Origin of the sequence: Oceanobacillus jeddahensis (genome assembly GCF_000750635.1) — a bacterium.
GTDB classification, from domain to species: domain Bacteria; phylum Bacillota; class Bacilli; order Bacillales; family Amphibacillaceae; genus Oceanobacillus; species Oceanobacillus jeddahense.
The window spans coordinates 225248-248661 of sequence record NZ_CCDM010000006.1; the positions used below are offsets into that span (position 1 = coordinate 225248).

Sequence of the window (23414 nt, forward strand, 5' to 3'; positions counted from 1 at the left end):
GCGCCTATGGTACTAGAAGAAAAAGCGGACTACATGAAGCATGACCGGCTGACAAAGAAACTGATCAAAGCGTTTTTTGAGGAATTCGTCGAAGAATTTCCCCCCGATCTGCACTCCTACATTGATTTCTCCAACGTCACATTCCTTGAACAGGAAGTCTACCTGGACTACCTAAAAGGCTCTAAAAAGGAAATTGATGTTCTCGCCGAAGTAAAGCTGCATCATCAAGATAAAATCCTGCATATTCACATCGAACCTCAATCCACCCATGAAGCGGAATTTCCTGAAAGAATGTTTCTCTACTTCAGCTTGTCTAGCTCCAAGCGCCAAAAACTAGGAGCCAACACGAGTCGCACTTATGCCCAGCGGGTGAAAGTCAACATCGGTTCGTTGCCTCACTGTGTTTCCTTTATCTCAGTTGCGCCGCTCCAATCTCTACGTTTTTAAACGGGCGCTTTCCGCTTTTCACATCTTTACGCCAAATACCGCAAACCGATTCAACCCATTGCCGTTTTAAGTTTTAATTAGGAAGCAAGAAGAACCAGCCCAATTCAAAATCGATACACCTACCCAAGAAGTACTTCAATTTAATTATCTAAAATTACAATTAAGAAAGAAAAACTGGAGAGAATATATTGAATCAGACAATCCGGCCGCGGCAGCATTACTTAGTCAGATGGGGTATAAAGAGCATGAGCGGGTTCAGGTAAAACTGGAGTTTCTGCGTATGATTACCCGGTTGAAAATAAATCCGGCGCAAATGATGGAGAAAATGGAGAATCTGCCAGAAGAGGAAAAAGACATGGTGATGCAGTTGCCGAATTCGTATTTTGAGAGAGGGAAAGAGGAAGGCATTGAAAAAGGTAAAGAAAAACGAAATCAAGAAATAGCTTTAGAATTGATAGCAAGGGGAATGCCAATTGACCAAATAACAGAAATCACAAAATTAAAAAAAGAAGTGATTAAAAAACTTGCAGACGAATAAGAAAAAAGAATAGGTTCCTGTAGTAGTAAAAAAGTGAGCAGCTTGGAATAACTGCTCACTTTTCATGCGAAATTAAAAAAACTATGGGTGGATAAAAAATACGTTTGCCATCTTCTTTAAAAAATCCAATTCAATATTTATCCATTTGAAATCAGCTTCGATACATTTCCGCTGTAAATAACAGATAAATGATGCAGTGCTCTTGTACAGCCAACATATAATAATTTCGTGGTTTGCTCTGTCACCGGATAATGTTTTTCATCCACATCGACCATTAAAACAGCATCAAATTCCAGCCCTTTGGATACATACACGGGTAATAAGGAAATGCCGCCTTCGTAGGATTTATCTTCGGTTGTGATCCTATTTAATTCTGGAATCTCTTCTTTTAACCTCGGATAAATCTCGTGACAATCAGCTTCCGACCTTAAAATAATTGCAATGGTATTCATCTCTTTGTCTTTCATCTCATGGACCCAGCTTTTGATTTTCTCTGATTTTTCTTCTCTTTCTACTTGTTGGATCTGTACATCCTCACCGCTGCGGAATACCGGCTCTGCATAGGCGGGACGGTTGGCAAGATGCTGAAGAATGGTGTTGGAAAATGCAATAATTTCATAAGTGGATCGGTAGCTTTTTGTCATTTGAAAGAATTTCGAACGGGATGTACCAAAAAGATCGATAAAATTTTCCCATTCATCAATGCCTTCATTGCTGTGAATGCCTTGTGCTAAATCTCCTAGTATCGTAAATGATACCGTTTTGGTGCGCGCATGTAATACAGCTACTTGATAAGGTGAGAAGTCTTGGGCTTCATCAATCACCACATGATCAAAACGTTCATCTTTATCTATCCCATACCAATAATCATGAATATCAAGCAGGGGAGCCAGGTCATCTAACGTTATTTTATCCTTTGGCGGTAAAAGATCTGTTCTTTTCATTCTTTTTAAGATTTGTGCGTACAGTTCATAAGGTTTTCTTTTTTTCCACTTTCTTAAATAGCTTCTTAATTCCTTTTTACCATCTTTACGGGCTTGCTCCTGTTCTTTTTTCTCCTCATACATCTTTGCTTCTATTTCAATCCAGCGTGTTAATTTTGCTTTGAGTCGATCATATTTCTTGGTCACCGGATTGTCTTTAAAATCTGTTTCTATCCAGTTTTTGATTTTTTCCAGTGGAACACCTTGTTTATTTTCCCAAGGGATAAAATCTTCTTCAGGCAGCCAATCTTTTTCTAAATGCGATAATTGCTCCCGGACTTGCTGCTGGAAGTCTAAAGAACCTTTCCAATTATTCTGCTCAACTGTATCCGATTCAAAAAATGCTTTCCTTCTTTCACTGAGAGATTCCAGCTTACATTTCGGATCATCGATAATGGAGGTCATAACCCAATTTGGAAAGGTTGTCTGGACAATATCTCCGACGCCCAATTCTGGCAGTACTTGTGAAATATAATCAAGAAAGATGGTATTCGGTGCAAAAATAATCATGCGATGTGCGGTTAATTGTTTCCGATATTCGTATAACAGATAGGCTAAGCGGTGCAGTGCTACGGTTGTTTTGCCGCACCCGGCAACACCTTGGATAATAACAGCTTTGTTTAAGGGATAGCGGATAATCTCATTTTGTTCTCCTTGGATGGTCGCTACAATGTCACGAAGTCTATTATCTTTTTGATCTTCCAGCTTATATAATAGAAATTCATCTCCTCCTGAAGCTTCCTGTTCTCCACGGATATAACGGTCTACTACTCTTTGCAACTCCTGGTCATAGGTGACGATATTTCTTTTTAAATAAATTTCTCCTTCTACGATGCCATCTGGAGATTGATAATATACATCATCCTCACTCCCACTGAAACCATAGAACAGGCTGGCAATCGGAGCACGCCAATCTGTAATTAGAACGTCGCCTGTATGCTCATCAAAAACTCCGGCTTTTCCGATATAAGTGGCTTTCACTTCCTGATTTTCTTCTTCTTTAAAATCAAGACGGGCGAAATAGGGTTCTTGTTTAGCAATTGCCAGTGATTCTCTTACGCGCTCTCTGCTGCCTTCCAATACATTTTCCGTAAAATCATCGCCGATATATTCCGGTATCCCAGCTAATCGTTCGTATTGCTTGTCGATAATAGCTAATGTTTCATGTAATACCTTTTTTTCTTCCTCAAATCCCACTGCAAATCCCTCCTAACTGAATGTCTTGTTTATTTTAGCAATGAAATGAAGAAAAAAATAGACTTATATATTCCGTTGATGTATACTATTAAATACGGTAGTGCCAAAAAATAATATTACATATAATGGAAAATACTTGAGAAATGTAATGATTTTTCAGGTGTTTTTTTGTGGGATAAAGTAAAAGTGGATTCAGATGGAATAATTTTGAAAGTAACAGTCAACTGCTTCAAGTATTTAAATTAAAATACAGATTCATAGGATGTTAATGAAGTAGTCTTCTAGCTTGATAAAGCGTATGGGTTCTTATATAGTAAATGCATCATTACGAAATTTCATCCTGTAGTAAGAGGAGGAAACCATTATGTTGTATGATTGTGCAGTTATTGGGGGAGGGCCTGCCGGATTAAATGCAGCGCTTATTTTAGGCAGGGGAAGAAAGGAAGTTATTCTATTTGATGATGATACACCTCGTAATGCGGTTACAAGGGAATCTCATAATTTTATTACGAGAGATGGGATTCATCCAGCTGAATTTAAAAAGGCGGCCTATGAAGATTTAAATAAATACCCAACGATTTCTGTTCAAAGAAATCAAGTGGTTGATATTGTGCAGACTGCCTCTTATTTTCAGATTCAAACAGAAATCGGGCAAGTTTTTGAAGCGCAAAGAATTGTATTAGCAACAGGATTAAAAGATATTCTTCCTGAGATAGAAGGCATTCATCAATTTTATGGAAAAAGTCTTTTTGGATGTCCGTATTGTGATGGATGGGAGTTAAAAGATCTTCCATTGGTCTATATTGCCGCATATCCGCATGCTTTTAACAGTGTGAAAATGGTTTCTAATTGGAGTAAGGATATTGTAGTATGCACAAATGGGCAGGCGAGCATTTCTCCTCAGGCAAAAACTATCTTATCACAAAAGAATATTCCGGTTGTAGAAGACGAGATTTTGCGGCTGCAAGGGGAAGATGGACAATTAAAAAGCATTCAATTTAAGAATGGGAAGGAACTCAGTCGTGAAGCCGGATTTATTTCACATAAATTACAGCAGGCTTCTCCCTTTGCCGGGCGTCTGGAGTTAGAATCAAATGGCATGGGAGGAATTAGAATAGATCCTTACGGCCGTACAAGCAGGAAGGGTGTGTACGCTGCAGGAGACTGTGCCGGCGGAATGCCTCAGCAAATTGTTGCTGCCGCTGAAGGAAGCAAAGCTGCCGTAAGTGTACTCAGTGATTATGTAGCAGAGAACTTTTAAATAATTCATTGTTTACATACACCCTTTTATTATCAAAAGAGGGTGTATTTTTGAGGAAGGAAATGATAAAATAACTTTCTTATCCTTAGAGAATATTGAAGGAGTTTATTAGATGGAAGGGAATAAATTATTATCATCATTATGTTATTTCAGTATCTTTTTTGCGCCATTTTTATTTCCGATTTTGGTATGGATTCTTGGAGATGAGGAAACAAAAGAACACGCGAAGAAAGCCTTGTGGACCCATCTTATTCCAATTATCGCAACGATTATTGCAGGAATCATCATCTTTTCAATTGGGATTGGACAAGTTTGGTCGGGGGAAGTAAGCGGTGGATTATTTACCACAACAATAATTGCAATAGTGATTTGCTTTATCATTGATATTTATTATTTTATTTGGAATATCGTTAAAGGGATTAAGGTGCTGAGCTCTTAATATCCAATTTTGAAATTATAATAATAGAAATAAGAAAGACCTATAAAAGATGAGAAAGATATCTAAATATAGGTTCTTTTTTCTGTCAAATTACTATAATAGAGATTGTGATTTCAAATAGAATATCGTTGAAAAACTTTCTTTTAGTTAAAAAAATAAAATAAAGATGGATCTTCTTTCTTGGTGAATCGTAATCATTACGATATTTTTGATAAAAATTACGCAAAATAGAGTACGCGTAAGAATGGAAGAGAGCTGCATAAAGAAGCAGGTTTTGTATCTTATAAAATGGAACAGGCCGCTCCTTTTGCTGAACAATTAGGTTTAGAACAGAATGAGATGGGTAGAATAAAAACAGATTTACAAGGCCGGACAAGTGTGAAAGAGATTTATGCTGGAAGAGATAATGCAGCTGGACCGCAGCAGCTGGTTATTGCTGCGAGTGAAGGGAGTAAAGCTGCAATAGGGGTGATTAGTGATTTTGTGGAAGATACATTTTAGGTTATCTATTGATAAAGTGGAACCTCATTCGGTGGGAATTTTTTAACTCTCACTGAATGAGGTTTCCCTTTATTCTTAGCTATTTTAATTTAAATGTTATTTTCTTTTAAAGTTATTTCTATCGCCTAGTTTTCAGCTTTTTTACCTCTTTTTGCAAAACATACTCAACCGTTTCTTTATCAGAATTTGCAGGCAAAGTAAAATCCAAGCTGTAACGTTCATCTCCTTTACCAGTGATAATTACCCAGTCATTTTCTTCTGCCGTTTCAATAGCATGCTTTATAGCTAATGTGCGATCTGAGATAACCAGTCCTTCGTTTAATTTTTTCAGCTCCTGCAGCATAGCAGCAGAAGGGACCCCATTTAAATCATCAAATGTAAGAATGGTTTCATCCGCCAATTTCTTAGAAATGGTTATCATTTTATTCCTTTTACTTGAATCTCTGTCTCCTCTAAAACCAAAAACATGAAAGACTTTTTCTGCTCCTTGGGTTTTAGCTGTGGTTAAACAATTTGAAAAAGCTTCTGCAGTATGCGCATAATCTACAACGACAGTCGTCCCGTTTGAACGCCTGAATATTTCAAACCTGCCGGGGACACCAGAGAATGTGCGTAATGATTTCAAAATTTGCTGGGTAGGGACGCCTATTCGTGAAGCTGTCAGGAATGCTATTGCTGCATTATACGTATTATGCTGCCCCAAGATGGCTAATTGAAGGGAAAGGCTCCATCCTTTATAGGAAATTTCTGAAAATCCAGGAGTTATTTTATTTATTGTCAGCTCATCGTTTTCCCTATTTCCTAAAGTAATTAATGAAAAAGGACGGGATTGGAGCATGCTGCTAAGCTTTTCTCCCCACACATTATAATTATTGATAATCGCATATCCATCATTTTTTAGTACTTCAAACATTTTTGCTTTGGTTAAGAAATAACCTTCCATGTCACCATGATAATCAAGATGGTCATGATCTAAATTGGTAAACAGGCCAAAATCAAATGTAATCCCATGTATTCTGTCTTGTGCTATTCCATGCGAAGATACTTCCATAATAATAAATTCATCATTACTTATGGCAAGATGCTTTTGCAAGTTCAGCGCATCAGGTGTCGTATTTAGGGAAGGGTACGTATCCCCATTAATTATCGTGTTTACGGAACCAAACATGGAACACGTATGACCGTAATCCTCTAAAATATGTTTTATCATATACGCTGTTGTGGTTTTCCCATTTGTACCGGTGATACCAATTATTTTCTTATCTTTTGCCGGATTCCCGTAAAATTCAGAAGCTAGTTCAGCTAAAGCTAAACGACTGTTGGAAACTCTGATATATGGTACGGGTAACCCTCGGATGTCTTCTTCCCCTACAATACATACTGCTCCAGCTTCGATTGCTTGGTTAATAAAATCATGACCATTCAAACTGTATCCCTTTATGGCAATGAACAAATCATTTTTATCTACGTATTGGGAATTTGTTGTTATTTTATGGATCATAATATCAGGTATGCTTATCTGTTTACTGATATTTTTCAATAGTTTCTTTAAATTCATGTGTTTTCACCTCTTAAACATAGCAAATGATATAGGAGAATGTTATATCACTTTAGGTTTTACTATCTGAAGATAATTTATCACGGAGAACCGCCCGTAAAACTCCCGCCACAAAATAAAGAGCGAAAATAAATTTATTTAAGCGGGAGATAACGGGCGCTACCTCCCTGAATCACTCAGGCTAATTCAGTGGGAGAATGAAGGAAGCAGACTAAGTTCGCGACGTCCTGGGACTGGGGCTGCGATTACTCGTCCCATCGTAAAGAGTTGTGCGTCGAAAAACTCCCACTGAATGAAGTTTCGTTTTATTATCAAGATGCATTAAAAATCTAATTTAATGAGTAGTTATTGCCGTTAAAAAGAAATAAATCAGCAATGTGAGAAACCCGATAGAAGGGAGGATGTAAAAATTCCAAAGCATATGTTTTAACATATGGAGATCTTTTGGTCAGACAAGCATTACCGTGAAGATGCTTTAATATCTTGTTATTATCATATGTAGGAAGAGAAGAACAAGATATAAACGTTCTTGGATATATTCCTTCTCTTCCAGATTCAATGGAAATATACACTTTAACTAGCTATATGGGCTTTAGTATAACCATTGATCATTTAAAAAATTCTCTGTAAAAAATGGCTGGTTATCATCATTAAAATCGACTCCAACTCCTAATTCGGCAAAGCTGTCCTGCAATATATTCTCCCGGTGCCCTTCAGAATTCATTAATCCCTGATGGGCGAAAATACTGCTGAATTGCCCATAAGCCAGGTTCTCGCCGGCTGTAGTAAAGGAAATATCATCCTCCTCCATGCGATCAAATGGAGATTGGCCTTGTAAATTGGTGTGGTCGAAATATTGATTTTCTGCCATATCGGTGCTGTGTTCTCTGGCTGTTTCTCTTACTTCTTCGTTCCATTCCAAAACTGGAAGATCGTGATTGACCCGATCCGCATTAGTCAAGTCAAATAATTGATATTCGAATCCGTCCCGTAATGTTTCACTGCCGGAAGTATAAACAGCATCTTTCTCATTTTCCAGGTTCTCATCAATGAGCTGGATAGCTGTAACCTCATCATTCTCATGGATGTCGTAAAAAATGGTTGCATAGCTTCCATCTATTTGGTAAATATCATATTCCCCTTCACTGTTGATTTGGTAATTAAACCAGCCGTTGCGGATGCCCTCTTCCGGCTCTCCTAATGTTTCGTTTACGGCAGCTTTTGTATCTCCTAAGTCTAAATCAAACGATGAAGAAAGCAAATCCTGATTGGTGTATAGCCCGCGGACCATATCCTGGTCATCATAAGCTACCATCATAAAATTCTGATAGTTTTCATGATAAGTGGACCAATGGACACCATATTCATTTTCACTTTCTCGCTCCGGCTCTCCATACATGTCTTCCACATCCGCTCTTGTATCTCCTAATTCTACGTTGCCAATCGAAAAGGATTGATCTTCCGGGGTTGTTAATTCTAGAGGTGTCGCCTCTTCCTGTTCCGTTACTTGTGCAGAATCCGAATCGACAATAGAAGAATAAAAAGAAGCAGCTTGATCTCTTACGGTGTCAAAATCAAAGTTACTATCCTCTATCGTTTGGGTCGTAAAGTCTCTTGTGGAATGAAAGGTTTCCGTAACTTGATCTGGAATCACTTCCCGAACGGAGTCTTCCCAATAGGGCCTTGTCCAAATAGCGGCTAATATAATTAACAGGAGAAAAAATAATCGTTTCAAAATATTTATCCCAACCTTTTCTTTCAATGAAGTCTTTGTTGAATCAAAAAGGAGTTCTGTTTACATCATCATTCTAGTTGTTATTTTGTCATAGCTGATTCCTCCAATTTTTAATATCTTGTCATTTTACAGCCTAAAGTTAACTTTAAGGCAACTTAGAAGTTCATAAAATATAAAGAAGTTTAAAATATACTGGCTGGCTAATGAAAAACCGGACCTGTTTGAAGTCCTTCATCAGAATTCAAATAGGTCCGGTTTTCGGTTGGGAATGGTTATATAATAATACTGCTGATATGGCGCCAATTGGCTCTTTGGCTTTGGCTAACCCTGATGTTGTAGGACTTTTAAAAAATGGATCTTCACTCAATGAATCTGGTCACGCTACTCTTTACAGCGGTAACGGAAATGGAGACATTGATTATCCATTTTTTAGATAAAAAAACTAACCTTTCTTAGAAATAGGAAATAACACGCATTATGATGTGCAGTTCTCTTCAGAAAAACCTGATCTCCCTGCGTTGGGAAATCAGGTTTTTTAAGTTTGTAACCAGTTAACTTTAATATATTTCATTCGTTTTAATGCTTTTATAGTTGGCATTAGATCAGATGTCATAATCTGCCTTATTCCCCACGTGGTAAAATTCGAACTGTTGCACTTACAGGACCTTTCCCTAGCATTGGCGAAAGATACATACTGTCACCATACTTCTCTTGGTAAGCTTCATCAATTTTTTCAGTTAATGCAGCATCCGTATCTGAAGGTTGAAAAGTAACATTGTATTCCTCACCAGTCAATTTAATCTTACCAGCTTTTTGCTGTACTGCGGATTGATACCACCTCGAATGTTGACCATTATAAGCTCTGACATATAAATCATTATCTACAACAACAGACCAAATCCAAGTTGGAGTTCCGGGAGTTTTGCCGTCACTATAAAACGGTGATATATACATATCATCAGCTTTGGAAAAAGTGGAAATTTGTTCCTGACTCCAGTTGGTTTCCATAACTTTCACCTCCATTTAATTCATTTTTATCGTACCACCTGAAGTTTACTTTAAGTCAAGAAAAACGAATGAAAGGATATGATACTTTATAATTTGAATAGAAGCTAAATTGTTTCTGATTTACGTTTTGTGTTATTAAAAACATACTTTTAGTTGTCAAGGGGATAGTTTAAATGTGCTGTTTGATAAAGGTCATAGATGATCATGGATTCAGTAATATAATAAAACCATGAAAGTAATAAGTATAGATAAACATTTTTGAGATGCTTGTATTGTTAAAGAATGGAGTGATTTTTCAAGCGGGGAGAAAGTAATGCATTTGTACAATACATTACATGAAACGAGTTGAAGATTCCAATTTGAATGTGGGATCTTCAACTCTAATAAACAGGATGAAAGTGTTTCCATATAAAACGCTGTTGACGGGTTACAATTCTTCTATTTTTTCGGAAAGAACAGGGGTGCGCTGCATCATCGTCTGTGCCAAGGTTGAATCAGAAACCGCTTGTTGTAAAGAAACAATCGGAACAAAGGCAACAAGATTTAGAAGCAGAAAGACGGCCAGATATACTTTTACAAAACCAAATGCTCCACCAAGCCAGCGATTTACGAGACTTATCAAAGGTAAATTTGCAAAAAAATTCAGTATCGAACCAAGAATGTTCCATAAGATTTTTGTACCAATAAATAATAACAGGAAAGCAATAGTTTGATGATATATCGTTGCTAAATAACTATCTGCAGCACCGGGATAAGGAATCCAGCTTATATGTGGGGTAATATCATTAAAAAATAGAGAAGCAGCGACCAGTGAAACAATAAAACCAGTTATATTTACAAACTGAAAAACGAATCCTTGTCTTAAACCGATAAAGAAACCGCCAACTAAGATAAGTAAAATAATCAATGTCAGTATCATTTTATACTCTTCCTCTCAAAATGTTTAGATATCTCTTAGGGGTTAAATAAAGAGTCAGCTGCGAGAGAGCTCGTACTTGTTACGTATGGAATTAACCTTTATATATTTTTCCATATTACTTTGTTTGCAATCCAGCTTTTAATGCTTATTTAAAAATTCTCCAATCGTAACGTTAACCATATAATATCATTTGGAGCTAACTTCAAGTCAACGATAAAAGCTAGTTGAAATATTCTATAAAGTTTTAATTTATACCATTTTTGTTAATAAACGCTAACTGGAGATTGATTTAATAGCCAAATTAAGAGTTAAACCAAATGAAATGAATATTAAACATGCTCTTCTATAACTTATTTAATAGAAAAACGATATAGTTGACTTAAAGCTCACTTTAAGGAGTATAGTTTATCAATGAAAGGGAGAAAAAGACCAATATTTCTCTTTAAGTTCATTTCCAGGTATGTTTTGCAAGCTGCGGCAGCTTTTAAAAGTGAATTATTAACAAGGAAAAAGGGTATAGATAGTTCAGAGATAACTTTGATTTCATGGTGATTAGGGTTTTTTATTTAAATTGTGCAGAAAGAAAGGAAATGATACCACATGGAATATGTAAAACTTGGAAATACCGGTTTGGATGTCTCACGGCTTTGCTTAGGCGGGATGAGTTTTGGTGATGCAGAAAAATGGATCCATCCATGGGTCCTTGATGAGGAGCAAAGTCGTCCTATTATCAAAAGAGCTCTTGAGCTTGGAATAAATTTTTTTGATACGGCAAATGTTTACTCCAATGGAATAAGTGAAGAAATTATGGGACGAGCTCTAAAAGACTATGCCAATAGAGATGAAATTGCCATCGCAACAAAGCTCTATTTTCCTACGCATGAAGGGCCGAATGCGGTCGGACTTTCCAGAAAAGCGATTATGAGTGAAATTGATAAAAGTCTGGAGCGTCTTGGGACCGACTACGTAGACCTTTATATCATTCACCGGTGGGATTATAACACGCCGATTGAAGAAACAATGGAAGCGTTGCATGATGTTGTAAAGGCAGGAAAAGCAAGATATATCGGAGCCTCTGCCATGTATGCCTGGCAGTTTCTAAAAGCAAATCATGCAGCAGAGAAAAATGGCTGGACAAAATTTGTTTCTATGCAAAATCATTTAAATCTTTTGTATCGCGAAGAAGAAAGAGAAATGCTTCCCCTTTGCAAAGAAGAAAAAATTGGAGTTACGCCATATAGTCCGCTTGCTTCAGGCAGATTAACACGTGATTGGACTGAAACAACAAAACGCTCTGAAACAGACAAGTCTCAAAAGTCGAAATATGGTGCGACAGAGGATACAGATCGGCTGGTAGTAGAGCGTGTTGCAGAAATTGCAGAAAAGCGTGGTGTTCCGCGTGTTCAAATCGCACTTGCCTGGTTACTTCAGAAAGAAACGGTAACAGCACCGGTTATTGGTGCTACAAAATTGTCTCATATTGAAGATCCGGTAGCTGCTCTCTCCATTCATTTAACACCTGAAGAAGTCGCATATTTGGAAGAGCCTTATGTACCTCATCCGGTAGTTGGTCCGCTTTAAGTGTGTATCATTTGTTCTATAAAATGATTGGTTAGATGTATATGATAAATAATACTTTATTTTGAAAGGAACGGTTAAATGCTTAGAGACAAGCAGCAGGAAGAGATAATTAAGGCTTCTCCGTTTGAAAAAATGATGAAAGGATGATGATAAGAATGAAATACACCGTAATTACAGGGGCGAGTTCAGGAATCGGGTACGCAACGGCCTCAGCTTTTGCAGAACGCGGAAAAAACCTTATCCTTGCTGCCCGCAGAGAAGACAGGTTAGATTCAAGTTCTTCCGGCTGAAGAACCATTATACTCTAAGTAAGTAGAAAAACCTTCCTTATTAAAAGGAGGGTTTTATTTAGATATAAACGGCTGTTCAAGATTACTTTGATTAATTTTTTAACAATAATAGAGACAAATTGTTTGACCTAAAGTTAACTTTATAAGCTAACATTATTCCCAATAAAAGAAGGAGGGATAGAGGGTTTTATTGAAAAAATAGAACTTATGCTACCTGCTAATAAGAACATAAAGAGAGGAGAAATGTGAATGAAGAAATTAATATCAGGGTATCTAATCGGGTTGCTTTTCCTGATCGGGTGCTCCACAAATGACGAACAGCCCCCTTCCGGTAATAATGATAATGCATCTAATAATGAGGGAGAGTCCCAAGAAGAGATGACGATGCCGGTGGAAGGTTTAGAGGTTATTGCAGAGAATTTGGATGTCCCATGGTCCATAGAGATGACAGAGGATACCTTTTATATATCAGAGAGAACAGGAAGCATCGTTAGATTGGAAGATGGGGAAGCAGAACGACAAGAGGTAGAACTGGACCATGAAGTATCCACAGCTTCCGAGGCAGGATTGCTTGGTTTTGTACTGGCTCCTGATTTTGCTGAAACAAATCAAGCGTATGCTTACTATACGTATGAAAGTAATGAAGGACAGTATAATCGTGTCGTAACACTTCAGTTAGAAGACAATACATGGAGTGAAGAAAGCGTACTTCTTGATGAAATTCCAAGTGGTACCTATCACCATGGAGGAAGACTTAAAATAGGTTCGGACGGGTTACTTTATGCAACAGCAGGAGATGCGTCGGAACGTGAAATACCGCAAGATTTGGATTCGTTAGGCGGTAAAATTTTAAGAATGAATTTAGATGGTTCCGTACCAGAGGATAACCCATATTCAGATTCTTATGTTTATAGCTATGGACACCGCAACGCTCAAGGAATTACGTGGTCATCTGACGGTACAATGTATGCCAGTGAGCATGGAGATAATGCCAACGATGAGATTAATTTGATTGAAGCTGGTGAAAACTATGGCTGGCCAATTATTGAAGGAGAAGAAGAACAAGAAGGAATGATTGCTCCTTTATTCACTTCAGGGAATGAAGAAACATGGGCGCCATCTGGAATGGCATATGACGATGATAAATTATATGTTGCTGCATTAAGAGGTTCTGCTGTTTTAGAATTTGACCTTGAATCAGGAGAAAGCCGTGAAGTCATTACCGATCTTGGCAGAATTCGAGATGTGCGGGTTGAGGATAACTATCTCTATTTTGTAAGTAATAATGGAGATGGCAGAGGTGCTCCGGAAGATAGCGATGACAGGCTTTATCGAATTGCACTTTCAGATTTAGAATAACGGTAATTCCAAACGATCAAAATAAAGTAGATTTTTTACCAATATACAAAAATTTCGGAGGGAAGAACAGATGAAAAAAGTGAAAATTGCCGGAAGAGAAGTTTTTCCTATCGGTTTAGGTACGTTGAATATGGGAGATAAATCAAATAAAAAGGATCAGGAAATAAAAGCCATACAAACCGGCCTTGATAATGGGGTTCAAGTCATTGATACAGCGGAAATGTATGGGAGTGGAAATTCCGAACGCTTGGTAGCTAAGGCTATTAAACCTTATCTCTATAATCGGGAAGACTTGTTTCTTATTTCTAAAGTTCTTCCTTCCAAAGCTTCTAAGAAGCAATTACCAATTAGTCTTGATCAAAGTTTAAAAAGATTAAATGTGAATTATTTGGATCTATACTTGCTTCATTGGCAAGTTAACATCCCGCTCCAAGAAACAGTGGAAGCACTGGAAAAAGCTAAAAATCAAGGCAAGATCAAAGCGTGGGGTGTTTCTAATTTAGATACAGATGATATTGAAAAAATACAGACATTTCCGGAGAGCGGAAATTGTGCAGCAAATCAAGTACGTTATAATTTGGCAGATCGGGGAATCGAATATGACCTGGTCCCGTTAATGGACAAACAAGAAATGCCGGTCATTGCTTATGCACCGGTCGATCGGCATGATAGCTCCGGCACTCGATTGACAGAGCAAAACGTTTTAAAAGAAATTGCAGAAAAGCATCAAGCAGATATTTTTCAAATTTTATTAGCCTGGAGCATCCGAAATGGAAAAACCATTGCTATTCCACAATCCAGTAATCCTGCACATGTATTAAATAATGTAAAGGCGGCTGAAATTCAATTAACACAGCAAGATCTTGAGCAAATAGACAACACCTTCCCGAAACCTGCCTCGAAGCAGCCGCTCGCTCTATGGTGAGCCTGATGCCATTAAGATTGAATTTTAACCAAAGTATCTACTTGTTTGCGAAACAATGAAAAGGAGATTTTGTATGAACAAACCTTATATTATATGCACGATGCATGTTTGTTTAGATGGGAAAATCCATCTATATCTAAGTAAGATTTCTGAAAAAAAGTTAAAACTGGTTTGTCAAGTTAATATATGCTAACGTGAGTTTTGTAAAATAAATGTGGAGTAACCAATAGAGTGCGCTCTTTAGTCTTGCTAATTAAACTGTTTACAAAGAATTTGAAGGAAAGATATCATTTGATAATATACCTGATATAAAATAAGGAGGAGAAAAGTGAAGGACAAAAAGGAGAATAAGAAAAAACGTGCTCTGCTTCCTATTCGTATGAATATCCTCTTCTTTGCCATCTTCCTTTTATTTTCTGCACTCGTACTTCAGTTAGGTGTTGTTCAGATTTTAAATGGAGAATCTTATCAAGAAGAAATTCAAAGGACGAATTTAGATACGACAAGTGTACCAGTTCCCCGTGGAAAAATTTATGATACTAATGGAGAACTTATTGTAGATAATGAAGCGATGTATTCTATCACGTATACACCTGCAAATGATGTTCAAGCAGAAGATCGTCTAGAGGTAGCTGAAACATTAGCGCAATATATTGATATGAGTGATGATCAATATATTGATCGTATAACAGAAAGAGATAGAAGAGAATATTATTTATTGCTTCACCAGGAAGAAATAGAAGAGCGGTTAGAGGCAGTGAACACAGAAGAAATGGAAAATTCCGAAGTATATGATGCCACGCTGGAATTAATTACGGATGAGGAAATTGCCAATTTTACAGACGAAGAATTAGAAATTATTGCGATAAAAAAAGAGTTGGATAGTGCATACGCTCTTACTCCACAGGTTGTAAAAAATGAAGAGGTGACAGCAGAGGAATATGCTGCTGTAGCTGAAAATTTAGATGAATTGCCAGGTGTCAATGCCACCACAGATTGGGACCGTGTTTATCCAAACGGAGATACATTAACTAGTATTCTGGGCAATGTCTCCAGCCAGGAAGAAGGTATTCCTGCAGAAGATATGAGTGCTTACTTAACAAGAGGATACAGCAGGAATGATCGTGTTGGCAGGAGTGGACTGGAAGAGCAATATGAAGACTTTCTGCGCGGACGTAAAGAACAAATTCAATATACGACACGTCAAAATGGATCAATTATTGGTTCAGAGACGATTGTTGATGGAGAACGGGGGAAAGATTTAGTATTAACGACAGATTTAGAGTTTCAGCAAGAGGTTGATGACATTTTATTAGATGAATTTCAATCGATGAAAGCAAGCAGTTCTTATGAGAATCGGTTTGCAACAAGTGCTTATGCAGTAGTAATGAATCCAAAAACTGGGGAACTCTTAGCCATTTCCGGAGTAGAATATGATACCGAGAATGATGAATATAATGATGCCGGTTTTTCGGCTCTAAATAATGCGCATGAGCCGGGATCCAGTATTAAAGGGGCGACGATCCTGACAGGCTATGATTCAGGTGCTATATCCCCGGGAGATACGTTCAGGGACGCGCCGATGAAACTGGCAGAAGCGGAAGCGAAAAGTTCGGTTCAAGATATGGGAACAGTGAATGATTTAACGGCGCTGGAAAGGTCCTCCAATGTTTATATGTTCTATGTTGCCTTGCGTTTGGGTGGTGACTACCGTCATCCGATGCCGCGAAATGCGAATATAGATTTAAATATGGGAGAAACGCTGCAAACTCTGCAAAATTATTTCAATCAATTTGGACTCGGCTCTACAACAGGAGTTGATTATCCGAATGAAAGTACCGGATTAAGAGGACAGACACCGGAGGATCCGGGTACGCTCCTTGACTTTGCTATCGGGCAGTATGATACATACACAGCCTTACAGCTGGCTCAATATGTATCAACCATCGCCAATGACGGCTATCGTGTTCAACCTCATTTCTTAAAGGAAGCCCGTGATCCAGTTGCTTCTATGGATGAACTTGGACCATTGTATTATACAACCAGCCCGACGGTGATGAATCGGATAGAAATGACTGATGATGAAATTAGTCGTGTTCAGGACGGATTTCGTCTTTCCTATCAAGGATCACAAGGAACTGGTAATGATTATTTTGATGATAAATCATATAACCCAGCCGGAAAAACAGGGACGGCGGAATCTGCTGAATTTGTTGATGGCGAACGTTTTGACCTTAATAATTTAACATTAGTTGGTTATGCGCCGTTTGATGATCCAGAGGTGGCCTTTGCTGTTGTTGTCCCGCATGTTGGAATTGGAGAAGGGAATGAAGTTAACTTAAAAGTTGGAGAGCAAATTTTAGATTCCTATTTTGAAGTAAAAGAAGATCATGATGAAGAAGCAGAGGACTCTGATGAGGATAGTGAAGACGAAGAATAAAAAACTTTGACTATAGCTTATATTATATGGATGAAGATAAAAAGACTATATTAGAAATCATAGTAAACCGTGATGTGGTTAATTCACATCACGGTTTATAAATGATTAGGATTATCTTTCCAACCCTTTTCTTGAAGTAATTGTACTAAAGCTAATACAAAATCGCCTCCTGCAGAGTACAGCATAATTACAATATTTTTTGCATCTGTATTGTGTAAAATCTCTTCCTAGGTTGGAAAAATTTTATCGAATGATTTTCGATACTGGTGCTTTCGGATGAATTGGTACGAATATTAAGTAATTTGTGGGAGGAATTTGGAGATAAGAATTATTAAATACTTTTTAACAGTTGCTTTAGAAACAAATATCACGAAAGCTGCCAAAAATTAAAAATTACACAGTCGACATTAACGAGATAACCGTAACAAGCCGCCTGAAGTATTCTTTTCTATAAAAAACAGATTCATAAAATAATCATGGTATTGTTTTTACAGTGCCAGGCATCTCTCAATTTTTTATCGAATAAGGGGTATATTTCTCATTTGCTTGGTTAAATTACATAGAAGAATTATTGAATTAAATAAAATGATAAAAGGGCTGATGAAATTGAGAAATGTTTTTTTTACGATGGGTCTTACGCTTATTTTATACTTCTCAATAGGGTTGCCTAAAGCGGGAGCAGAAATTATCGAGGGAGATACAGCGACGGATGGAATAGAACACAATTGGGAAATATCCAGCACTAATTATGAAATAATCCACATTGACACACATGAATATACTTATTGGAAAAATTTTCTCAGAGAAACACGCACCTGTGATATTTTCCATAAAATAAAAACTGTCGTGTATTATTGTGATATTCATGGCCATACAAAGTCAGAGTCACATTTAGAGGAGGTAATTCACAGTGAGAAACATACATGAATACTCCCACCTACTTAATTTCTATCGGAATTTGAAGTGGGGGTTTCTGGGGTGTCGACTTTCAAGAACATTATATCACACAAACGAAAGTTCGCGAATATAAAAGGCGATTCACCTCCCACCTACTCATTGGGTTTTACCCTGCACATTCCTTGAGGTTTGGAGTCCTCTCGCCTAATCAAGATAGATTACTTCATCTCCTTTTGATTGTAATAACGCTTTCGTTGCTTCTTCGTTAGATACAGGTCTTATTACTGCTATATCTTCAATAATTTCTTTCTCCTTTTCAATATGAGATGCTAGTATTTTTAGCTTTACAAATTGATTTGGATAAAGTTTTCGAACCTCAGACTATTTCATCGCATTATTCACTCCATTCTAAATTATCGCTATTGTATCTTTTGTCTGCAATATATTTATTTTTCACGCGGTGGGAGCAATGATATTTTATTATTGCTGATATACTTCGGGATTGCGACGATGTTTATTTCATATATAACGTAAAATGAATGCATTTTTTGGAAATGGTATAAGGAAAATTAAAACCCCAAAGAAAGGGTGTTGGTAATTCAACAGCCTTTCTTTGGGGTTTTAATTTTAGGAGGGGAAAGTTTGAAAATCAAAGTAGGTAAAACAAAAAACGTAATCATTACTGTTTACATGATTCATGAAATGGTTTATAATAAATTTCATTCGTAATAATTACGATTTAAATTGTTAAGAAATATAAAATAAATAATAACATGGAAGGGAGTAAGATCCAAAAATGGCTAAAAAGTCAAAAGTTGCAAAAGAGAAAAAACGCCAGCAAATGGTTGCACAATATGCAGAATTAAGAAGAGAGTTAAAAGCAAAAGGAGATTATGAAGCACTTCGTAAACTGCCGCGGGATTCTTCCCCAACTCGCTTAAAAAGTCGATGTGAGGTTACAGGCAGACCACGCGGATATATGCGTAAATTCAACATGTCCCGTATTGCTTTTAGAGAATATGCGCATAAAGGACAAGTGCCTGGTGTGAAAAAGGCAAGCTGGTAATTATATCGGTTCGGGGAATCATATTCTATTTGTCTCCTTCGTTATTTGGACGAGCAAGACATGGAGGAAATGAAAAGCTTCTGTCAGTGATTGGCGGAAAGCTATTTTTCTTTCATGTACATGGGACACGATAAGATAAGGAGGAAAGCCATTGGTACAAGACAAAACCATTCCGGTAACTATCTTAACAGGTTTTCTCGGTGCCGGGAAAACAACAATGCTAAATAAATTACTACACGATATGCCAAGTGAGAAAGTGGCTGTGATCATTAATGAGTTTGGTGATACATCGATTGACAGCCAGCTGGTGATACGAACAAAGGAAGAAATTGTTGAAATCAACAGCGGCTGTATTTGCTGTAATGTACGCGGTGATTTGATCAACCTATTAACTGATTTAATGAAGCAGGAAGAAAAAGTGGATCGTGTTGTCATTGAAACAACAGGCATGGCGAATCCGGCTCCAGTAATTCAAACGTTTTTGATGGACGAGCAAATGGCTGATACTTTTGAAATCGACAGCGTAATTACGATGGTCGATGCCAAACATATCGAACAGCATTTGCAGGAAGAAGAGCCGGAGCAGCAGATTGCATTTGCTGATATTTTGCTCGTGAACAAGACCGATTTGATTACAGAAGATGAAAGAAAGCAGCTGGCAGAACAGTTAACGCATATGAATTCAAATGCCCAGCAGTTTTATACGACATATGGAAACGTAGACACGAAAGAATTAATCGGAAAAAAATCGTTTGATTTAGATTATGCCTTAAACATTGATCCTAAGCTGTTAACAGAAACGCATTACCATCATCATAATCATCATGTAACTTCCTTTGTATTTCAAGACGATCGACCGCTTGACTTGGACAAAGTGAATAAATGGTTCGCTTATTTAGTTCGTATTAAAGGGGAGACCCTCTACCGTTACAAGGGAGTTCTTTCTATTAAACAAATGGATCAAAAAGTGGTTTTTCAAGGAGTGCATATGCTCTTTGCAGGTACAGAAGGCGATGTATGGACAAAGGATGAAAAGCGCAAAAGCGAGGTTGTATTGATTGGGAAGCATCTTGACCATCAAGAATTGGAAGAAGGCTTTCAATATTGCCTTGCTTAATTTTTGATAATTAAACCGTAACTATTACGATTAGGAGGGAAAACATATGAAAAAGATTCCTGTTACTGTATTAAGCGGCTATTTAGGTTCTGGAAAAACAACATTATTAAATCATGTCTTACATAATCGGGAAGGGTTAAAGGTGGCGGTTATCGTCAATGACATGAGTGAGGTCAATATTGATAGTGAGCTGGTCCAATCCCAAGGCGGATTTTCACGGACAGAGGAAAAGCTGGTTGAAATGTCTAACGGTTGCATCTGCTGCACGCTGCGGGAGGATTTATTAGTTGAGGTGGAAAAACTCGTAAAACAAGGGGAGTTCGATCACATATTGATTGAGTCTTCCGGGATTAGTGAACCGATTCCAGTAGCCCATACTTTCTCATATATTGATGAAACGATGGATATTGATTTAACAAAGTATTGCCGTTTAGATACCATGGTAACCGTTGTTGATGCGAACCGCTTCTGGCATGATTTCGGTTCCGGTGATTCGCTCCTTGACCGGAAACAGGCAGTGAGTAATGTGGATGAGCGAAATATTGCTGATTTATTAATTGATCAGATTGAATTCTGTAATGTGCTTATTCTCAATAAAACGGATTTAGTCAAAGCAGAAGATTTAGATAAGCTGGAGAAGGTTATTCGTACCTTACAGCCGGAAGCAAAAATCATCCGCACCCAGCATTGTAATGTCGATTTACAGGAAATTGTCAATACGAATTTATTTGATTTTGAGAAGGCCAGTGAGTCAGCTGGCTGGTTACAGGAATTAAATGCAGGCGTGGAAAATCATACGCCGGAAACCGAAGAATACGGGATTAGTTCATTTGTATACCGGTCCAGATTGCCCTTTCATACGGAACGGCTGGTGAGCTGGTATCAGGATTTGCCGAGAGAAATCGTCCGCATGAAAGGCGTCGTCTGGTGTGCAACACATCATGATTTAGCCTTATTACTATCGCAGGCAGGTCCTTCTGTCGAGGTGGAGCCGTTAGCCTATTGGGTTGATTCGCTGCCAAAAGCCCAGCAAAGGGAGATAGTAGAGAATAACCCGGAAGTCAGAGAGCTGTGGGATCCACAATTTGGAGACCGGCATACGAAGCTGGTATTCATCGGCATGGACCTGGATAAGGAGCAGATAACGGAGGATTTAGAACGCTGTCTGCTGAGCGAATCGGAAATGTCTGAGGACTGGTCCGCGTTTAGAAATCCATTTCCATGGCGGTTATCCGAGCGTGTAAGATGATTTTATCTGGACAAACGATAAAAGAATATGTAGAAGATAAGCAATTGTCTGTGACCCCATTTCAGAAATTAAGCGTGCAGCCTGCTTCCATTGATTTACGGTTAGGGAAAGAATTTTTAGTTGTCGATGATATGTCGACACCTTATTTATCGATTGATCAACCAGCAGATTATCAAGAAATAAAGATTGGAGATAAAGGAAAAATCACTATTCCGCCACAAAGTTTTGTATTGGGAACGACCTTGGAACAAATCGGACTTCCTGATTATTTAACAGCTTTTGTGGAAGGAAGGAGCTCCATTGGAAGGCTTGGTGTTTTCATTCAAAATGCGGGCTGGATCGACCCGGGCTTTTCCGGACAAATTACACTGGAATTGTTTAATGCAAACCGAGTGCCTGTCCAACTGCAAGCAGATATGCGTATTTGCCAGCTGGTGATTGCAAAGGTGGATCGGAAAACGGAAGGATACAGTGGCAAGTATTTGTATCAGCAAAGTACAACACCGAGCCGTGTTTATTTGGATCAGGAAAGAATGTGAACTTTTTTACTCACGGAGATGAGTCTTCTTCGTGTAAATAAATATAGACTTTTCAATGGCTGTGATACTGTTATTTCCACTGTATTTGGGAAGGGACGGCGTTACAGCCAGTTCATCTGTAAGAGAGGCGTGAAATAAAATGAGCAAGAAAATACCAGTAACGGTTTTAAGCGGATTTTTAGGTGCAGGAAAAACGACCCTGCTGAATCATCTGCTTCAAAATCAGCAAGGATTGAAAATAGCGGTCATTGTGAATGATATGAGTGAAATAAATGTGGACGCTAAATTGGTAAAAGAAGGCGGTTTTATCCGTACGGAAGAAAACATGGTGGAAATGACCAATGGCTGTATTTGCTGTACATTAAGAGAAGACTTAATTGTGGAGCTGGAAAAATTAGCAGAACTCGATATCGATTATGTATTGATTGAATCAAGTGGTGTGTCGGAACCAATTCCAGTCGCGCAAAGCTTTGTCTATGCGGATGATGAATTGGGAATCGACTTAAATGCCTTTTTCCAGATCGATACGATGGTAACCGTAATTGATGGACATCAGTTTTGGAAGGATTATCAATCAGAGGATTTATTGATGGACCGCGGGATGGAAGTCGCTGCGGATGATGAAAGAGGAATTGTCGATTTACTGGTAGACCAGATTGAATTTGCCAATGTGGTTATTTTAAATAAAACAGATAAGATGACGGATGAAGAGATTACTTCATTAAAGAGCTTACTTTATAAATTAAATCCGGATGCAAATTTTATTACGGCAGCGTTTGGAGAAGTGGACCCGTTACAGGTGCTTCAAACTGGTCAATTTGACTTTGAAGAAGCAAAGCATGGCGCCGGCTGGATTAAGGAATTGAATGAAGAGCATATTCCGGAAACAGAAGAGTATGGGATCAGTTCCTTTGTCTATCGAAGCAGAAAACCGTTTCATCCAGAGCGCTTTCAAGCATGGCTGGAAAATTGGCCGAAGGAAATTCTCCGGGCGAAAGGGTTTTTCTGGTTAGAGACCAGAAATGATGTGGCAGGATTCCTGTCTCAGGCTGGCTCAATGATGACGTTGGAAGGAGCAGGAAGATGGCTGGCAAGCTATTCGGAAGCAGAACAGGAAGCGTTAAAAGTGCAGGACCCATCTTTATTTGAGAACTGGGATGAACAGCCCGGGGATCGGATGACAGAGCTTGTTTTTATTGGCAGTGAGATGGATAAGGAAGGGATTACGGCGTCGTTGGATGCTTGTTTAGTGACAGAGGAGGAAGCAGGGCAGGATGCTTCTGCTTTTGTGGACGCGTTGCCTGTTTTTCCTGTGGTTTAAAGAACATTCTCTGACAGCGCTTATTCCATCTCTGAAATAAGCGC

General features: G+C 38.1%; 20 protein-coding genes and 1 pseudogene. 16 read left to right on the forward strand and 5 right to left on the reverse strand.

Features of this window, described 5'->3' with window-relative positions; translation table 11 throughout:
- Positions 1 to 6 precede the first annotated feature (6 nt).
- Positions 7 to 447: an RpnC/YadD family protein gene (locus BN986_RS21910; RefSeq protein ID WP_211198906.1), complete on the forward strand. Its 441-nt coding sequence runs from the start codon at positions 7 to 9 to the stop codon at positions 445 to 447.
- A gap of 229 nt (positions 448 to 676) precedes the next feature.
- Positions 677 to 985 (forward strand): RpnC/YadD family protein, encoded by a 309-nt coding sequence (locus BN986_RS25915; protein ID WP_148417192.1) that lies wholly within the window; start codon positions 677 to 679, stop codon positions 983 to 985.
- 137 nt (positions 986 to 1122) lie between these two features.
- On the opposite strand, the gene BN986_RS21920 is transcribed toward BN986_RS25915, so the two are convergent.
- Complete coding sequence (locus tag BN986_RS21920) at positions 1123 to 3165, reverse strand: HelD family protein (RefSeq protein WP_040984190.1); 2043 nt, start codon at positions 3163 to 3165, stop codon at positions 1123 to 1125.
- Positions 3166 to 3529: 364 nt separating this feature from the next.
- Here BN986_RS21920 and BN986_RS21925 point away from each other — a divergent pair, with 364 nt between their 5' ends.
- From BN986_RS21925 to BN986_RS21935, 3 genes are all read left to right on the forward strand, one after another.
- The gene (locus BN986_RS21925; RefSeq protein ID WP_040984192.1) at positions 3530 to 4426 is read left to right on the forward strand and encodes an NAD(P)/FAD-dependent oxidoreductase; all 897 of its coding nucleotides are present in this window, start codon (positions 3530 to 3532) and stop codon (positions 4424 to 4426) included.
- Positions 4427 to 4538: 112 nt separating this feature from the next.
- Positions 4539 to 4865, forward strand: coding sequence for a magnetosome magnetite crystal formation protein family (locus BN986_RS21930; RefSeq protein ID WP_040984194.1), 327 nt, complete (start codon positions 4539 to 4541; stop codon positions 4863 to 4865).
- Between the two features lie 288 nt (positions 4866 to 5153).
- A complete protein-coding gene (locus BN986_RS21935; protein WP_040984196.1) occupies positions 5154 to 5366 on the forward strand; it encodes an FAD-dependent oxidoreductase in 213 nt (70 codons plus the stop codon).
- A gap of 118 nt (positions 5367 to 5484) precedes the next feature.
- Here the strand turns inward: BN986_RS21935 and BN986_RS21940 are convergent, their stop codons facing one another.
- Together BN986_RS21940 and BN986_RS21945 are read right to left on the reverse strand one after the other, a co-directional pair.
- Complete coding sequence (locus tag BN986_RS21940) at positions 5485 to 6924, reverse strand: UDP-N-acetylmuramoyl-L-alanyl-D-glutamate--2,6-diaminopimelate ligase (protein WP_040984198.1); 1440 nt, start codon at positions 6922 to 6924, stop codon at positions 5485 to 5487.
- Between the two features lie 592 nt (positions 6925 to 7516).
- Positions 7517 to 8659, reverse strand: a complete 1143-nt coding sequence (locus tag BN986_RS21945; protein ID WP_081922303.1) for a CAP domain-containing protein — start codon at positions 8657 to 8659, stop codon at positions 7517 to 7519.
- A gap of 203 nt (positions 8660 to 8862) precedes the next feature.
- Between BN986_RS21945 and BN986_RS27490 the strand changes: the two genes are divergently transcribed.
- Complete coding sequence (locus BN986_RS27490; RefSeq protein ID WP_040984201.1) at positions 8863 to 9096, forward strand: hypothetical protein; 234 nt, start codon at positions 8863 to 8865, stop codon at positions 9094 to 9096.
- 184 nt (positions 9097 to 9280) lie between these two features.
- Here BN986_RS27490 and BN986_RS21955 read toward each other — a convergent pair whose 3' ends face one another.
- Together BN986_RS21955 and BN986_RS21960 are read right to left on the reverse strand one after the other, a co-directional pair.
- Entirely contained in the window at positions 9281 to 9667 is a 387-nt protein-coding gene (locus tag BN986_RS21955; protein WP_040984203.1) for a DUF2255 family protein, read from the reverse strand.
- Between the two features lie 427 nt (positions 9668 to 10094).
- Positions 10095 to 10586 carry a CvpA family protein gene (locus tag BN986_RS21960; protein ID WP_040984205.1) on the reverse strand — a complete coding sequence of 164 codons (492 nt, stop codon included), beginning with the start codon at positions 10584 to 10586 and terminating at the stop codon, positions 10095 to 10097.
- Positions 10587 to 11186: 600 nt separating this feature from the next.
- Here BN986_RS21960 and BN986_RS21965 point away from each other — a divergent pair.
- The 10 genes and pseudogenes from BN986_RS21965 to BN986_RS22010 all read left to right on the forward strand — a co-directional run bounded on the left by BN986_RS21965 (position 11187) and on the right by BN986_RS22010 (position 23370).
- Positions 11187 to 12167 (forward strand): aldo/keto reductase, encoded by a 981-nt coding sequence (locus tag BN986_RS21965; RefSeq protein ID WP_040984207.1) that lies wholly within the window; start codon positions 11187 to 11189, stop codon positions 12165 to 12167.
- Positions 12168 to 12322: 155 nt separating this feature from the next.
- Positions 12323 to 12439: pseudogene (locus BN986_RS26415) on the forward strand (SDR family NAD(P)-dependent oxidoreductase); the annotation flags it as partial.
- 267 nt (positions 12440 to 12706) lie between these two features.
- Positions 12707 to 13816, forward strand: coding sequence for a PQQ-dependent sugar dehydrogenase (locus BN986_RS21970; protein WP_040984209.1), 1110 nt, complete (start codon positions 12707 to 12709; stop codon positions 13814 to 13816).
- 70 nt (positions 13817 to 13886) lie between these two features.
- Positions 13887 to 14741 carry an aldo/keto reductase gene (locus BN986_RS21975; protein WP_040984211.1) on the forward strand — a complete coding sequence of 285 codons (855 nt, stop codon included), beginning with the start codon at positions 13887 to 13889 and terminating at the stop codon, positions 14739 to 14741.
- A gap of 328 nt (positions 14742 to 15069) precedes the next feature.
- Positions 15070 to 17181, forward strand: coding sequence for a peptidoglycan D,D-transpeptidase FtsI family protein (locus BN986_RS21980; RefSeq protein WP_040984212.1), 2112 nt, complete (start codon positions 15070 to 15072; stop codon positions 17179 to 17181).
- A 1693-nt stretch (positions 17182 to 18874) separates the two neighbouring features.
- Positions 18875 to 19144 (forward strand): 30S ribosomal protein S14, encoded by a 270-nt coding sequence (rpsN, locus tag BN986_RS21990; protein WP_040984215.1) that lies wholly within the window; start codon positions 18875 to 18877, stop codon positions 19142 to 19144.
- Between the two features lie 151 nt (positions 19145 to 19295).
- A complete protein-coding gene (locus BN986_RS21995; protein ID WP_040984217.1) occupies positions 19296 to 20261 on the forward strand; it encodes a CobW family GTP-binding protein in 966 nt (321 codons plus the stop codon).
- A gap of 46 nt (positions 20262 to 20307) precedes the next feature.
- Positions 20308 to 21510, forward strand: coding sequence for a GTP-binding protein (locus tag BN986_RS22000; RefSeq protein ID WP_040984219.1), 1203 nt, complete (start codon positions 20308 to 20310; stop codon positions 21508 to 21510).
- The gene (gene dcd, locus BN986_RS22005; RefSeq protein ID WP_040984220.1) at positions 21507 to 22049 is read left to right on the forward strand and encodes a dCTP deaminase; all 543 of its coding nucleotides are present in this window, start codon (positions 21507 to 21509) and stop codon (positions 22047 to 22049) included. The genes BN986_RS22000 and dcd overlap by 4 nt, the downstream gene beginning before the upstream one ends.
- 139 nt (positions 22050 to 22188) lie before the next feature.
- Positions 22189 to 23370 carry a GTP-binding protein gene (locus BN986_RS22010; protein ID WP_040984223.1) on the forward strand — a complete coding sequence of 394 codons (1182 nt, stop codon included), beginning with the start codon at positions 22189 to 22191 and terminating at the stop codon, positions 23368 to 23370.
- Positions 23371 to 23414 lie beyond the last annotated feature (44 nt).

Excerpts from the sequence above, each read along its gene's own strand:
- BN986_RS21910 (WP_211198906.1), top strand. The coding sequence starts at position 7 with ATGGTACTAGAAGAAAAAGCGGACTACATGAAGCATGACCGGCTGACA.
- BN986_RS25915 (WP_148417192.1), top strand. The coding sequence starts at position 677 with ATGGGGTATAAAGAGCATGAGCGGGTTCAGGTAAAACTGGAGTTTCTG.
- BN986_RS21925 (WP_040984192.1), top strand. The coding sequence starts at position 3,530 with ATGTTGTATGATTGTGCAGTTATTGGGGGAGGGCCTGCCGGATTAAAT.
- BN986_RS21930 (WP_040984194.1), top strand. The coding sequence starts at position 4,539 with ATGGAAGGGAATAAATTATTATCATCATTATGTTATTTCAGTATCTTT.
- BN986_RS21935 (WP_040984196.1), top strand. The coding sequence starts at position 5,154 with ATGGAACAGGCCGCTCCTTTTGCTGAACAATTAGGTTTAGAACAGAAT.
- BN986_RS21940 (WP_040984198.1), bottom strand. The coding sequence starts at position 6,924 with ATGAATTTAAAGAAACTATTGAAAAATATCAGTAAACAGATAAGCATA.
- BN986_RS27490 (WP_040984201.1), top strand. The coding sequence starts at position 8,863 with ATGAAAAACCGGACCTGTTTGAAGTCCTTCATCAGAATTCAAATAGGT.
- BN986_RS21955 (WP_040984203.1), bottom strand. The coding sequence starts at position 9,667 with ATGGAAACCAACTGGAGTCAGGAACAAATTTCCACTTTTTCCAAAGCT.
- BN986_RS21960 (WP_040984205.1), bottom strand. The coding sequence starts at position 10,586 with ATGATACTGACATTGATTATTTTACTTATCTTAGTTGGCGGTTTCTTT.
- BN986_RS21965 (WP_040984207.1), top strand. The coding sequence starts at position 11,187 with ATGGAATATGTAAAACTTGGAAATACCGGTTTGGATGTCTCACGGCTT.
- BN986_RS21970 (WP_040984209.1), top strand. The coding sequence starts at position 12,707 with ATGAAGAAATTAATATCAGGGTATCTAATCGGGTTGCTTTTCCTGATC.
- BN986_RS21975 (WP_040984211.1), top strand. The coding sequence starts at position 13,887 with ATGAAAAAAGTGAAAATTGCCGGAAGAGAAGTTTTTCCTATCGGTTTA.
- rpsN (WP_040984215.1), top strand. The coding sequence starts at position 18,875 with ATGGCTAAAAAGTCAAAAGTTGCAAAAGAGAAAAAACGCCAGCAAATG.
- BN986_RS22000 (WP_040984219.1), top strand. The coding sequence starts at position 20,308 with ATGAAAAAGATTCCTGTTACTGTATTAAGCGGCTATTTAGGTTCTGGA.
- dcd (WP_040984220.1), top strand. The coding sequence starts at position 21,507 with ATGATTTTATCTGGACAAACGATAAAAGAATATGTAGAAGATAAGCAA.
- BN986_RS22010 (WP_040984223.1), top strand. The coding sequence starts at position 22,189 with ATGAGCAAGAAAATACCAGTAACGGTTTTAAGCGGATTTTTAGGTGCA.